The organism is Bacillus sp. HNG (assembly GCF_003400205.1).
GTDB lineage: Bacteria > Bacillota > Bacilli > Bacillales > Bacillaceae_L > Ferdinandcohnia.
On the sequence record NZ_QUQV01000001.1, the window covers coordinates 610637 to 624551 of the forward strand.

Annotated in this window: 14 protein-coding genes; 4 read left to right on the forward strand and 10 right to left on the reverse strand. The window is 36.3% G+C overall.

What is annotated here, in order from left to right:
* Window positions 1-300: 300 nt before the first annotated feature.
* On the reverse strand, window positions 301-972 hold the full coding sequence (locus DZB84_RS02900) for a YkyA family protein (RefSeq protein ID WP_116350736.1): 672 nt from the start codon (window positions 970-972) through the stop codon (window positions 301-303).
* A 202-nt stretch (window positions 973-1174) separates the two neighbouring features.
* On the opposite strand from DZB84_RS02900, the gene def reads away from it, so the two are divergent.
* The 3 genes from def to rnjA all read left to right on the forward strand — a co-directional run bounded on the left by def (window position 1175) and on the right by rnjA (window position 4151).
* Complete coding sequence (def, locus tag DZB84_RS02905) at window positions 1175-1726, forward strand: peptide deformylase (protein ID WP_189655119.1); 552 nt, start codon at window positions 1175-1177, stop codon at window positions 1724-1726.
* 541 nt (window positions 1727-2267) lie between these two features.
* Window positions 2268-2477, forward strand: a complete 210-nt coding sequence (locus DZB84_RS02915; protein WP_116350738.1) for a DNA-dependent RNA polymerase subunit epsilon — start codon at window positions 2268-2270, stop codon at window positions 2475-2477.
* A 6-nt stretch (window positions 2478-2483) separates the two neighbouring features.
* Window positions 2484-4151: a ribonuclease J1 gene (gene rnjA / locus DZB84_RS02920; RefSeq protein ID WP_116350866.1), complete on the forward strand. Its 1668-nt coding sequence runs from the start codon at window positions 2484-2486 to the stop codon at window positions 4149-4151.
* A gap of 513 nt (window positions 4152-4664) precedes the next feature.
* Here rnjA and DZB84_RS02930 read toward each other — a convergent pair.
* From DZB84_RS02930 to DZB84_RS02970, 9 genes are all read right to left on the reverse strand, one after another.
* A complete protein-coding gene (locus DZB84_RS02930; RefSeq protein WP_116350867.1) occupies window positions 4665-5360 on the reverse strand; it encodes a potassium channel family protein in 696 nt (231 codons plus the stop codon).
* Window positions 5361-5470: 110 nt separating this feature from the next.
* The gene (locus DZB84_RS02935) at window positions 5471-7288 is read right to left on the reverse strand and encodes an ABC transporter ATP-binding protein (RefSeq protein WP_116350740.1); all 1818 of its coding nucleotides are present in this window, start codon (window positions 7286-7288) and stop codon (window positions 5471-5473) included.
* A 14-nt stretch (window positions 7289-7302) separates the two neighbouring features.
* Window positions 7303-9057, reverse strand: coding sequence for an ABC transporter ATP-binding protein (locus tag DZB84_RS02940; RefSeq protein ID WP_116350741.1), 1755 nt, complete (start codon window positions 9055-9057; stop codon window positions 7303-7305).
* Window positions 9058-9237: 180 nt separating this feature from the next.
* Window positions 9238-9699: a TlpA disulfide reductase family protein gene (locus tag DZB84_RS02945; protein WP_116350742.1), complete on the reverse strand. Its 462-nt coding sequence runs from the start codon at window positions 9697-9699 to the stop codon at window positions 9238-9240.
* Window positions 9700-9765: 66 nt separating this feature from the next.
* Window positions 9766-10314, reverse strand: a complete 549-nt coding sequence (locus tag DZB84_RS02950) for a peroxiredoxin (protein ID WP_116350743.1) — start codon at window positions 10312-10314, stop codon at window positions 9766-9768.
* A 244-nt stretch (window positions 10315-10558) separates the two neighbouring features.
* The gene (locus tag DZB84_RS02955; protein ID WP_116350744.1) at window positions 10559-10807 is read right to left on the reverse strand and encodes a YkuS family protein; all 249 of its coding nucleotides are present in this window, start codon (window positions 10805-10807) and stop codon (window positions 10559-10561) included.
* A gap of 93 nt (window positions 10808-10900) precedes the next feature.
* Entirely contained in the window at window positions 10901-11779 is an 879-nt protein-coding gene (gene ccpC, locus DZB84_RS02960; protein WP_116350745.1) for a transcriptional regulator CcpC, read from the reverse strand.
* Between the two features lie 114 nt (window positions 11780-11893).
* Window positions 11894-12331, reverse strand: coding sequence for a cyclic-di-AMP-binding protein CbpB (gene cbpB, locus DZB84_RS02965; RefSeq protein ID WP_116350746.1), 438 nt, complete (start codon window positions 12329-12331; stop codon window positions 11894-11896).
* 185 nt (window positions 12332-12516) lie between these two features.
* Window positions 12517-12753, reverse strand: coding sequence for a YkuJ family protein (locus DZB84_RS02970; protein ID WP_116350747.1), 237 nt, complete (start codon window positions 12751-12753; stop codon window positions 12517-12519).
* A gap of 184 nt (window positions 12754-12937) precedes the next feature.
* Between DZB84_RS02970 and DZB84_RS02975 the strand changes: the two genes are divergently transcribed.
* Window positions 12938-13888 (forward strand): MBL fold metallo-hydrolase, encoded by a 951-nt coding sequence (locus DZB84_RS02975; protein WP_116350748.1) that lies wholly within the window; start codon window positions 12938-12940, stop codon window positions 13886-13888.
* The last annotated feature ends 27 nt before the right edge of the window (window positions 13889-13915 follow it).

Here is a 13915-nt window from a genome sequence, read left to right on the forward strand (position 1 = left end):
CTGTTTCCTAAATGAAGCTGTATTAATTATTTTGGTAAAGCAATTAATACAACTGCTCTCTATCCATTTCCAAGTTTACAACAATGAAAGTGAGTCGTCAAATTGTTTGTTTACTGTTTTATTTCTTGTCCACAAAAAGTTTTGCCTTGGAATTCTTATCCATTTTCAAAAACTGTACCAGTACACATTTATCGTCTGTATCATAAAAAATGAAAAATATTAAGATGTTTTCAACTCAAAAACCTTAAAAACAACAATAGAAAAGGACTACCAGCATTGGTAGCCCTTTCATCATGTGTATTATTCTTCCTCTTTAAAAACAACCTCTAGTCCTGCTTTTTTATAAAATGAAACCTTTGCATTGTTGTACTGGTCAGTAAGTTTATTAAACGACTCGTTTGCCGCAACCACTTTTTCATAGGTCTCATTAATGAGATTGATTTGTTGTTCCAGTTCTTCTAATGTTAATTCTTCATTTTGAAACATCTCATATAACTTTTTATCATATCCAATAGCTTCAGTATAAGAAGTATATAATTCCTCATAGCTTTCATAACGCTGATTCATCACCGAAACTAAAGCATCTGCTTCTTCCTTTACACTTTCTTCTTTTATCTCAGAAACAAAGGAATCAATTTTTTGAAACTCCTTTTTAGAATCTTTGATACTTTCATGTTCATTGTTAATTCTTGTTTCACGTTCAGACACAATATCTAGGGCTTCTTTAGATAATGTAACGATTTGATCAAATTCTTTCATTCCCAATGTTAAAATTTCATCGTAAAGTTCTTTTTCTCTTTTCTCCAATTCGACTAATGGGTCTTGTTGTTCTTCAAAGTCCTTTTCAACAGCAACAACTTTTTCTAAGGTCTCATAAATTTGTTCTTCAGGTGATGGTCCATTCATGCATCCCATTAAGAGAAAAATCATACAAAGTAAAACAAATGACAGTTTAAACGTTTTATTTTTCACGATCTGTTCCCCCTTAGCTACTTACAATATACTATATAATAATATGTTTTCATAACATAAATTTTGGGTTTAGGATTTATTTTATTATATTTAGTTGTCCTAAGTTTAGAACAAGGTTGTCCTCTTCTTTTTGTATTTCAAAAACATGAGACCTTTGTTAAACTAAAACTACAAAAAGCATCAAGAGCAGGAAGTGATAACATTGATTACAATGGAAAATATAATCCGCGAAGGGCACCCAACATTGCGTCAAATGGCAAAAGAAGTTGCTTTACCTCCATCGCCTGAAGACCGAAAAATCTTGGAAGAGCTCCTTGAGTATGTAAAAAACAGTCAAGACCCAGAAATAGCCGAAAAATATGGATTAAGACCTGGAATTGGGCTTGCTGCACCACAGATTAATGTATCAAAGCGTATGATTGCAGTTCATTTAATAGAAGATGATGTGCTTTATAGCTTTGCTTTGTTCAATCCTAAGATTATCAGTCATTCTGTTAAAAAGAGCTATCTAACAGCAGGTGAGGGTTGTTTATCTGTTGACCGCGCTGTACCAGGCTATGTTCCTCGTTATGCAAAAATCAAGGTCAAAGGAACTAATTTAGATGGCGAAGAAATCATTGTAGATCTTAAAGGTCTTCCAGCGATTTGTTTTCAGCATGAGATTGATCATTTAAATGGGGTAATGTTTTATGATCATATTAATATGGAGAATCCTTTTACAGAGCCAGAAAACGCCATTCCAATTGAACGTTAAAATTGAAAGTATCGATGTGCACAGCATGTCGATGCTTTTTTTGTTGTTTCCAGTATTTTTCCATGATAAACATCCTTTTTTTCCACATACTAAGGACAAACTTAAAACCATCGCATCGTTTTTGAAATGTTTAAAGTCAGTGAAAAAAGGAGATGATAGTCATGCTAAAAAAGTTACGGGAGAAATTAATAAAACAATGGCAGGATTTATTGAAAAGGAAGTCGATTGCGTAATTCATTAAAGTCATTAAAGAGAAAGACGATAGGGTCCTTCGTGTTTCGGAGGGCTCGTTATGTACTACAATTAATATTAATGGTATAATACATTTTTAGGTGTACGGTGGATTAATCTTCATTTCCCAATTCGTTTTATCCGAAAATTTATAGTCTTTCCCCTTAGACTACCCCCTCTTTTTACCTATTAGGTATACATTTGATAATAAATATTTAGGAAAAGTAAGAAAAAACATGAAAATCATGTTATATTTTTATATAATAGAAAAAGTTACTCTAACTTTCGGAAATTAAGGAGAGATTTGGCAATGATTTTTAAAGTTTACTACCAAGAAGATGCTTATGAAGTTCCTGTAAGAGAAAATACAAAAACGATGTTTATTGAAGCAGAATCTCAAGTTGAGGTTCGCCAAAAATTAAAGGAACGGAAAATTAACATTGAATATATTCAACGGGTGGAAGGGGCCTATCTTGAATATGAAAAACTAAATGAAGATTATAAAGTATTGGAGATTTGATGAATGATGAAATTTGTAAAAAACGATCAAACAGCTGTTTTCGCCTTAGGTGGACTTGGGGAAATCGGTAAAAACACTTATGGCGTACAGTTCCAGGATGAAATTATCCTGATCGATGCTGGAATTAAGTTTCCAGAGGACGAGCTGTTGGGAATCGACTATGTTATTCCTGATTACAGCTATCTTGTTAAGAACGAAGAAAAGATTAAAGGATTATTTATCACACATGGTCATGAAGACCATATCGGTGGTATTCCTTATTTACTTCGTGAAATTAATATACCGATATACGGTGGAAAGCTTGCCTTAGGTTTAATTCGAAACAAGTTAGAAGAGCACGGACTTCTCCGACAGGCAAAGCTAATTGAAATTAAAGAGGATGACATCATAAAGTTCCGTAAAACATCGGTTACTTTTTTCAGAACAACACATAGTATTCCTGACTCTTACGGGATTGTGGTTAAAACTCCTCCTGGACAAATCGTACATACAGGGGATTTCAAGTTTGACTTCACACCTGTCGGAGAGCCTGCAAACCTTCAAAAGATGGCGGAAATAGGTAAGGAAGGGGTTCTTTGTTTACTGTCTGATAGTACAAATGCTGAAATCCCTCATTTCACAATGTCAGAAAGACGTGTAGGCGAAAGTATTCAAGATATCTTTCGTACGGTCGATGGTCGGATTATTTTCGCTACTTTCGCATCCAATATTCATCGTCTTCAACAAGTGGTTGAAGCCGCTGTTAAAAATGATCGAAAAATCGCGGTGTTCGGAAGAAGTATGGAATCGGCAATCACAATTGGTTATGATCTAGGTTATATCCAATGCCCGAAGGACACTTTTGTAGATGCTAACCAAATCAATCGTCTTCCAGCGAATAAAGTAGTTATTCTATGTACAGGAAGTCAAGGTGAACCAATGGCAGCTCTCTCAAGAATTGCAAATGGTACTCACCGACAAATTCAAATCAATCCTGGGGATACAGTTGTATTTTCATCCTCCCCTATTCCTGGAAATACATTGAGTGTTAGTCGAATCATTAATATGCTTTATCGTGCAGGGGCCGATGTAATTCATGGTCCACTTAGCGACATCCATACTTCTGGACACGGAGGGCAGGAAGAGCAAAAATTAATGCTTCGCCTCATGCAACCAAAATACTTTATGCCTATTCACGGCGAATATCGTATGCAAATCATGCATGCAAAATCAGCTGTTGATTGTGGTGTATTTGAAGAAAATTGCTTTATCATGGACAATGGTGAAGTTCTTGCGTTAAGCGAGAATGAAGCGTCTGTAGCTGGTAAAATCCCTTCAGGCAATGTGTATATTGACGGTAGCGGAGTCGGTGATATCGGTAATATCGTATTACGCGACCGCCGGATTCTTTCTGAAGAAGGACTTGTCATTGTTGTGGTAAGTATTAATATGAAAGACTTTAAGATTGCAGCCGGTCCTGATTTAATTTCTCGTGGATTTGTGTATATGCGCGAGTCAGGAGATTTAATCAATGATGCCCAAAGTTTAATATCAAAGCATTTAAATAAAGTAATGGAGCGCCGTACGACACAATGGTCTGAGATAAAGAATGAAATCACAGATACGCTTGCTCCTTTCCTATATGAGAAGACAAAACGCCGTCCAATGATTTTACCAATCATTATGGAAGTGTAATTCGTTTTCATTACCCTTATATTCAATGTTGATCTCCCACTGAGGTATTCTCAGTGGGTTTTTATATTTTTGGATATGATTCTGCCAAGAGAAAATTTTTTCCAATGATAGTATCAATGTTCTTATTGCGGATAAAAACTAAAAAAATAATTGTAGATTATACGACCGTTTAAAAAGGCAACCCAGGGTAAGCCCCATAATGTTGCGATGATAACATGTGGAAAGTCGCCCATGTTCCTTGGAGTGCAGGCGCTCCACTCCTGCGGGAATAGCATGAGACTTGAGACCCCGCAGGGAGCACGCTTTTCGCTCTCGAGGAGGCTCAAGCCATGCCCGCGGAAAGCGAACGCTGGAACGAAGAGGAACAGCCTTTGACAACTTTAAATTTTATTTTGAAAATTACTTTGACTACAGGTAAAAAAGCGATTACGGAAATCACCATATGTTTTAAAAACAAAAGTTTTTTAGTAATGAGCCTTATATTAAAAATAAAAAACGCCTCAAATGAGACGTTTATTCTTCGATTAAGTTTTTTTCGAAACGACTGATATCTGTATCGGCTCCGATAATGATTAAAATATCACCTTTTTGAATTTGTTCGGTTGCTTGCGGCGAAACAATAATATTTTTTCCTCTTTTCATCGCAACAATGGTTACCCCATATTTGGCGCGAACATCTAATTCAATTAATGACTTTCCATCTATTTTCTGCCCTGCAACAATTTCAATAATACTATGCTCATCTGAAAGCTCTAAATAATCTAGTACATTATTTGAGATGATATTGTGAGCAATTCGTTTCCCCATATCACGTTCTGGGTGGACAATTCGATCTGCTCCAATTTTACTTAAGATTTTCTCATGATAATCGTTTTGTGCCTTTACCCAAATTTGTTTAACACCTAATTCTTTCAAGATAATGGTTGTTAAAATACTTGCCTTCAAGTTATCCCCGATTGCCACAATAACAAGATCAAAATTACGAATCCCAATACTTTTGAGTACAGATTCATCCGTGGAATCCCCTACAACCGCATGCGAGGCAATCGTTGAATATTCATTCACTCTATCTTCATCAATGTCCATGGCCATAACTTCCATGCCTTCATCACTCAATGCCCGGCAAATACTTCCTCCGAAACGACCTAGGCCAATGACCGCAAATTCTTTTTTATTCACTACTATTCCCCCAACAATTTTAGATACCATTGATTGTAACATAATTAATTACGAATGTGGAAGCACCTTATCCCCCTTCATTCATGCCCACGAGACATAAAAAATGAAAGGACAATTTTTATTGTCCTTTCATTTTTTCCTTATATTGCTTCAAGCATCTTAAATTGTGCCCTAACTAGACCGAAATACTCACCTTGTTGTTTCATAAGTTCATCATGATTTCCTTGTTCAATAATTTCGCCGTGGTCTAATACAAAAATTTTGTCGGCTTCACGAATCGTTGAAAGTCTATGGGCGATGATAATAGCCGTCCGATCCTTTAATAGTTGTTTCAGAGCCTGTTGTATTTTTACCTCAGTTTCTGTATCGATGCTAGCTGTTGCTTCATCTAGAATTAGAATTTTCGGATCTGCTAGAAGTGCGCGGGCAAATGATAATAATTGTCGTTCACCCACAGATAAGATATTTCCTCTCTCCTCGACTTCTGTATCATATCCGTTAATGAGCTTCTCAATAAACTGATGAGCCCCCACTGCTTTTGCGGCTTCTATCACCTCTTCATCGGTAGCATCCGGTCGACCAAAACGAATATTTTCTTTAATTGTACCTGAGAAAATAAAGGTATCTTGAAGAACCACACTAATTTGGGAACGAACACTTTGAAGCGATAATTCTCTAATATCGATTCCATCAATTCGAACTTCCCCACTTGTTGCATCGTAAAAACGGCTTATTAGATTGGCTATTGTTGTTTTACCTGATCCGGTATGACCTACAAGGGCAACCGTTTGACCCGCTTCCATCGTTAAGGAAATACCTTTTAACGCTTTACGACTATCGTCATATGAAAATTCAACCTTATTAAATTCAACCTTCCCTTTCATATCTGTTAGGTGAATCGCATTTTCTTTTTCACCAACGATTGGCTTTTCATCGATAAATTCAAAAATGCGTTCAGATGAAGCCATCCCTACTAATAGTTGATTATACACTTGACCTAAACGAGAAATCGGCTCCCAGAACATACCTAGGTAAAAGGCAAAAGAAACGAAAACCCCAATAGTTAATCCATTGTCCTGGATAAGTATCGCGCCAAACCAAATGAGAATCGCTGTCCCAACCGCATTCGTCATTTCAACAAACGGCCGGAACATTGCGTTCTTTTGGGTGGCAACTCTCCAACTTTCAAAGTTTTCGTTATTAATACCATCGAAGAATTCGATATTCTCATTTTCCTGTGTAAATGCTTGTGTGACTCGTATCCCCTGAATACTTTCATTCAAATGGGAGTTAAGCATGGATTGTTTAATCCGCACTGTCTGCCATGATCTTCTAATATTTCTTCTTAATTTTGTTGTGATTAAGACCATCAAAGGTAGAATAATCAAGATAGCCAGTGTGAGCTTTGGACTTAATCCAAAGAGAATAAAAATAACCCCAAATAACAGAACAAAGTCCATTAATAGATTAATAATCCCATTGGTGAATAATTCTTGAAGAGAATTTACATCATTAAGAATACGAACTAATATAGAACCCGCTGATCGCTTGTCAAAAAAGCGGTGTGAAAGCCCTTGAACATGTGTAAAAAGATGCTTTCGCAAATCGTAAATAATATTTTGACCTAGCATATTCGTCCATTTAATTCTATAAATGTTTGCCACATAATTGATCGCATATAACCCGGCAATCACCGCAACTAAAATAATTAATAAATTCGTATCTTTATTTGCAATTGCATGGTCGATCGTATACTTACCAATTAATATTGGTGCAATTAACCTTACCGCAGTTGTAAGTAATACCATGATAATTGCGAGTGGTAATAAACTCTTAGAATATGGTTTCATATACGCTAGTAATCTAAGCATTTGCTTCCAGTTAAACGGTTTCTCTATGACTGTATCGCTTGAATAATGGAAGCGATGTTTTATATCTTGTTTTTCTTCCTGGGACATATCATCTCACCTACCTATCCGACTTGTGACTGAAGGACCACTTTTTGATCCTTAAATTGAATTTCATAAATACGTTGATATGGTCCCTCATTTTTCAATAATTCTTCGTGAGTTCCACGTTCCACGATGACACCATTATCTAATACTAAAATTTCATCAGCATGTTTCAGGGAAGAGATACGATGAGCAATGATAAATGTTGTACGTCCTTTCATAACTTCCTTTAAGTCCTGCTGAATCTTGAATTCCGTTTCCATATCGACTGCACTTGTGGCATCATCAAGAATTAAAATACTTGGGTCAATGCAGATGGATCGAGCAATGGCGATCCTTTGTTTTTGACCTCCTGATAATCCCATACCGCGTTCACCTAACATCGTATCGTAACCATTTGGAAGCTCCATGACGAACTCATGTGCCTGCGCTCGTTTTGCTGCATCAATAATTTCTTCCATGGTTGCATTCGGTTTTCCATAAGCTATATTGGCACGGATTGTTGACGAGAATAAGAACGACTCTTGCATTACAAAACCAATATTACTTCTTAAGGTTTGGATTGAATAATCGGTTATGTTTCTACCATCAAGCAACACTTGACCCTTTACTGGTTCATAAAATCTCGTCATCAGCTGAGTAATACTTGTTTTTCCAGAACCGGTAGCCCCAATTAAGCCAACTACCTTGCCTGGTTCAGCAGTAAATGATATTGATTCAAGGGCTGCCTCATCATCCTCTGTATATTTTAAGGTAACATCTTTAAATTCAACATGACCCTGTAATTTTTCTTTCGTGACACAATCGTCTCGGTCAACAATTTTCTCATCAGCCTCAAGAATTTCTAAAAGGCGTTCTCCTGACGCTTTTGCTTGTGAAAACATGTTGATAATAAACCCAAGGTTCATGATTGGATTAAGCAAGTACCATACTAAACTAAAAAAGGCGACAAGTTCACCATGTGAAACTGCACCATCAATAACTAAATATCCTCCATATGAAAGAAGCGCAACGACACAGACATTACCGATAAACTCCATTAATGGGAAGAATTTCGCCCAAATCGTAGAAGTTGCAAGTGATACATCACGATAGCCCTCGTTGGACTGATTAAACTTATTGATTTGATACTCTTCACGTGATAATGATTTTACTGTATTTATGCCACTAATATTTTCTTGGACATTTGTATTCAGGCGACCAAAGGTTTTTCGAACCTTACGAAAAGCAGGGTGAACACGTTTGTCAAAGCGATAGACAACAATCGCTAAAAATGGCAATGCCATAATTGTCACGAAAGTAAGTGGTACAGAATAGGAAAACATGACCATTAAGCTAAAGACAATTAATAGAGCAAAACGAAGCAACTCTGCAAATCCAAAAGATAGGAAGAATCGAAACCCTTCTACATCTGCTGTTAAGCGTGACATCAGATCCCCTGTTTTCGCATTGTCATAGTAGCTAAACGATAATCGTTGAAGTTTTTCATATAATGCATTTCTTACCCTATATACAGCAGTTATTCCAAATAAATCACCTAGATATTGGTTAAAATATGTAGCTACCCCCTTAATAACCATAATAGCAACGAAACCTAGGGCAAGATATGGTACAAGCTGATAGTTACCCGCTCGAAAAACTTCATCAATTGTTAACTGAAGCACAATTGGATACACAACTGTAATCCCTGTCACAAAAATCATTGCAAATAATGACCAGAAAAAATACTTACGATACGGCCAATAAAACCCCTTTAATTTCTTAAAGGTCTCCATTAAACTCCCCCCTTGGTGTTTCCAAAAACATGAAGAAAATGTTAAAAAACTACGTAACATATAATATATCGGTTTTCGAAATAAATTACTAGTGCATTATCAGAAAATCTTAAATTTTTTCTATAGAGAGATAAAAAAACAAGACCAGGTCAAAAAATGACTTGGTCTTGGATGCTACCATTAATCCTGGTCTGCTTTCTCTGTTTCCTCTAACACACGATTAACACGTTTCGTTAGCATTTTCATTCCACTTCCACCCGCTTGGAAGTGACGAAGTTTACCTTCTTTATCAAACACATAATAGGCAGGAACATATTGATTTTCAAATTTATCATTTAGTTTAAGATCACTGTCAACAAAAATGGGTTGTGTGATGTTATGTTGTTGGGCTACTTGCTTGATTTCATCTAAACCAAGATCATTTTCTGATCTCGGCATGTGAACTGCCACAACATTTAATTTGTCTTTATATTGGTCGCGGAATTCATTGACTTGTGGCATGGCTTCTTTACATAGACCACAGCTGATTGACCAGAAATGAATGAGTGTAGGCTTATCACCAACTAGGTCAGACTTATGAACCTCACCATTAAACCAAGCCTTTGCACCTTCAAGCTCAGGCATTTGTTCACGTAATTTCATAGCGTTATCCTCCAAACTTATGGAATAAAGGGCCAAACTATATGTTAGTCCCTGCTAATGATAGCCTTACACATTTAGTGTAGCTTGACCTGGTCTCCAGTTAGCAGGGCAGAGTCCACCTGTTTGAAGTGCTTGGAGAACACGTAAGGTTTCGTCAACGTCACGACCGATATTGTTGTGGTTAACGACTGAATACATCATTTCACCTTCTGGGCTGATGATGAATAGACCACGAAGTGCAACACCTTCTTCTTCGATTAGAACGCCATATTCTTTAGAAATAGTGTGGTTTGTGTCAGCAGCTAATGGATAATTGAGATCACCTAACCCATTGTCTTTGCGGTCAGTGTGAATCCAAGCTAAGTGTGTGTGAATTGTATCAGTAGAAGCGCCGATAACAACAGCATCTAAATCATCAAACTCGTCAAAACGATCAGACATTGCAGTGATTTCTGTTGGACAAACGAAAGTGAAATCAATTGGATAGAAGAACAATACAGTCCATTTGTCATTTTTCATGTTTTCTTCAAGACTTACTTTACCAAATTCTTTGTTTGGCATAACAGCGTCCATTTCAAAACGAGGAGCTTGTTTACCTACCATACGTTCTGCCATATGTAAGACCTCCAACTATTTTATAAGTTAATTGATAACATTTACACTAATATCTTGTATAACCAAATTAGACTTTGATTAAACCATTTGGGTTGAAAGGGCTACTAACAAAGACTCTGCTATTGATGTAAGCAATATCTTGTCATATTTTCAAAAATGAATACAATCTTAACAACATTTATAAAATGAAGCATAAAAAAGACTAGGTGGTGTACCTAGTCGTTTTCTTCTTCTATATTGTCCTTTACGCTTGTCCTAAGCGACTCTCCACTTGTTGACAAACCTCGTCAGCAGATAGGCCATTTGCTTCAATAACCGGCCCTTTCATGACAGTATCAGCTATACCCATCACATTTGAATCTAAACCTGTCACAACACAGCAGTCGCAGTTTTGTGCATCACTTTCCTGTTTTAACTGAACAACTTCATAGCCTTTTTCTTGAAGAGCTTGCTGAACATTTGTTAAAGAGCCTTCAACTCCAATTTTCGCCATTAATCATCCACCTCCTCATATATGTAATTTGTCACAATCATACTGTGATTATTCTACACATATTTGAAGATTGAATTCATTGTGAGGATAAATTTATAAAGAATCCACGTTTTCCTTGATCATTTCCACAAATGCTTGAACCTGCTTAAGTTCAAACGCATAATCATAGCCAACCAGCCATGTATCCCGTTTCATTGGTTCATTGTTTTCATTCATTAACGGGATTTTATAGATGTTTTTCGTTTCCTCATCATTTAATGTGACAGATGGCAAAATGGCATATCCAATTCCATTTAAGGTCATTTGTTTACACGTTTCAATTTGATCAACTACGATTGTTCGGCGTGGTGTTGACTGGAAGGTGCGATGCCACCATTCTTGGATTTCTTGATAATAGGTTGAGTCACTTTTAAATTGTATAAACGGTCGATCGGTTTCCCACACCTGTTCAATTTTTTGGATTTCTTTATCAACCATATACATCGTGTCCGTTAATAAATGGTGTTTGGCACCCTTCCAATCAGGTTTACCGCGAATGATTCCAATATGGACAGTATCATCATATAGATTTTTTAAAATCTCACTACTCCAGCCAGTAATTAGTGAAATTTTTGCATGTGGATATTTATTTACATATTTCTTTAAAACCTTTGGAAGCCAATTTTGCCCTATAATGGAAGCACACGCAATTTTTAGCGTCCCATGCACTTCTTGATTTAGCCCTTGCAGCTGCTCCCTTATTTTCTCCTCTTTTTCTACAACCTCTTTTGCAAAATCTATAATCTTTTCTCCCGCAGGTGTAGGCGTTAGCCCTTTCTGGGAACGAATAAAAATCTTTGTATTCCACGCTTTTTCAATCGTTTGAAGACGTTGAGATAGCGCTGGCTGAGTAACAAATAGGCGCTCTGAAGCCTTTCTCATATTTAATTCAGATGCAAGCACTACTAATAATTGAAATTCGGAAAATTGCACACTTGTTCCTCCCTAACCTACAAGCATAAGTTTTACTTATAGTATAATTTATTTACTATTAAATTTCATTAATAACAAAAAAAACCTCCACTATAAAATGGAGGAATTTGAACTTTATTTAATTTTAAGTTGTTTATTCAATTGTTTTAAGATTGCGCGACGGGTAAAAATCCCCTCAAATACTAATTCATCATTTTCTACACAAACAAATGGGTTATCAATGACTAGATGAAGGCCTTTTAAAACATTGTCATTAAGGTTCAACCTCGGGATTTCCCTATTCATTACTTCTTCAACCTTCATTTTCTCTAGACGTTCAAATTCAATTCGTTCTAATCCGAGGATTGAGTCTAGGATATGGGTTGAGCTGATTAATCCGTGTAGTTTATATTTTGGGTCTAATACTGGAACGGCGGTATAACCGGTTTTCGTAAGGACTAAAAGTGCGTGTTCTAGGCTGTTTCCAATTTGAACATGGGCAACTTTATCCGCAGGAATAATCATGTCATTAATTGTTGTTTCAAATAAATTTTCACTTTGAAGACCAAACATGTAAGCCTCACAACCTCACATCGTAATTATTTTTCATATGTTCCCAGTTTACTATTATTCATGATCCCCCTTTATTTTACCATAATTTAATAGGGATAACTTGTATTATTTTGCAACTGGGGTATTATGAAAGGTCGCTTAAAAAGAAAATGGTCCGGCAATGCGCCGAACCGTTACAATGATGTTTAGCTAATTAAATCAAAAATTTCAATTGCGATCATATCAATATTATCGAATTGATATGTTTTTGGTTTTTCCCCTGGCTGGTATACTTCAAGTTCAAATGTACTTGTTTTGTTAAAATATTTTACACTGCACTTTCTTTCACCATTCACTTCAAAAAAACGTTGAGGGGGCTCCCCACCATTTGCATTTTCCTGAAGGCTGATAAGGCGAGTAATGATTCCTTGCAACTGTGACATATGTGCCTCTCCTTTCGTATGCGTAAAGCCTGTTTCTTTTAGGATTGAGCAATATCCATTCTTCTATCCACATTTTTCGAACGGAGTAATATTATCAGAATATTGTATTCAATACCTTTACATAACTACTATGTAACAATACAATAAAATTAGCCATGAAACAATAAAAAATTGGGAGGAAAACATGACAAATCTTACGCAACTAAATGAGCGAATATTTTTAATTGATGCACATGATTTGGGAAGGAAAGCTAGAACGGGTTCTTACATAATTAAAGAAGAAAAAATTACAATTGTTGAAACAAGTGCTAGTCCGTCCGTTCCTTACATTTTAGAAGGGTTAAAAGAACTCAACATTCATCCAAATGAAGTAGAGTATATTATCGTAACTCATATTCATTTAGATCACGCAGGAGGTGCAGGACTCCTTTTACAGCACTGTCCAAATGCAAAAGTGGTTGTGCATCCAAAAGGAGCTAGACATTTAGCTGATCCTAGCCGTTTAATGGCAGGTGCAAAAGCAGTATACGGGGAGGACTTTGATAGGTTATTTCATCCAATCATTCCCATCTCTGCAGAAAAACTAATTGTGAAGGAAGACCGAGCAGAGCTGACAATTGGACCAGATTGTACACTTGTTTTTTATGATTCACCAGGGCATTCTAATCATCATTTCAGCATTTTTGATCCTGTCAGTAACGGTGTTTTTACCGGTGATACAATTGGTGTTTATTATCATGAACTTGTAAAAGATGATATTGAGCTCTTTTTGCCTTCCACCTCACCCAATCAATTCCGGCCTGATGCGATGTTAGATTCCGTTGAAAAAATAAAATCGCTACAAGTTACAACTATTTATTTTGGTCATTATGGGATGACAACAAATGTGAATGAGGTATATAAACAGATCTCCTTTTGGTTGCCGATTTTTGTTAATGCTGGGAAACAATCATTTGCTGAACATCCTTCAGCAAGTCCAAGTGAGCATAAAAATAGGATCAAGGAACTGATTTTAAAAAAGGTTACCTCCTATCTTGATGAACGGAATGTACCAAGGAATCATGACGTATACGAAATAATTGAACTCGACCTTGATATATGTTCGATGGGAATTGTAGATTATCTCTTAAAATAAAATAGAAATCCCATTGGGATTTCTATT

Excerpts from the sequence above, each read along its gene's own strand:
- DZB84_RS02940 (WP_116350741.1), bottom strand. The coding sequence starts at position 9,057 with ATGGAGACCTTTAAGAAATTAAAGGGGTTTTATTGGCCGTATCGTAAG.
- DZB84_RS02935 (WP_116350740.1), bottom strand. The coding sequence starts at position 7,288 with ATGTCCCAGGAAGAAAAACAAGATATAAAACATCGCTTCCATTATTCA.
- rnjA (WP_116350866.1), top strand. The coding sequence starts at position 2,484 with ATGAAATTTGTAAAAAACGATCAAACAGCTGTTTTCGCCTTAGGTGGA.
- DZB84_RS02950 (WP_116350743.1), bottom strand. The coding sequence starts at position 10,314 with ATGGCAGAACGTATGGTAGGTAAACAAGCTCCTCGTTTTGAAATGGAC.
- cbpB (WP_116350746.1), bottom strand. The coding sequence starts at position 12,331 with ATGTTTGGTCTTCAAAGTGAAAATTTATTTGAAACAACAATTAATGAC.
- DZB84_RS02955 (WP_116350744.1), bottom strand. The coding sequence starts at position 10,807 with ATGGCGAAAATTGGAGTTGAAGGCTCTTTAACAAATGTTCAGCAAGCT.
- DZB84_RS02915 (WP_116350738.1), top strand. The coding sequence starts at position 2,268 with ATGATTTTTAAAGTTTACTACCAAGAAGATGCTTATGAAGTTCCTGTA.
- DZB84_RS02970 (WP_116350747.1), bottom strand. The coding sequence starts at position 12,753 with ATGTCACAGTTGCAAGGAATCATTACTCGCCTTATCAGCCTTCAGGAA.
- DZB84_RS02930 (WP_116350867.1), bottom strand. The coding sequence starts at position 5,360 with ATGGTATCTAAAATTGTTGGGGGAATAGTAGTGAATAAAAAAGAATTT.
- DZB84_RS02945 (WP_116350742.1), bottom strand. The coding sequence starts at position 9,699 with ATGAAATTACGTGAACAAATGCCTGAGCTTGAAGGTGCAAAGGCTTGG.
- DZB84_RS02975 (WP_116350748.1), top strand. The coding sequence starts at position 12,938 with ATGACAAATCTTACGCAACTAAATGAGCGAATATTTTTAATTGATGCA.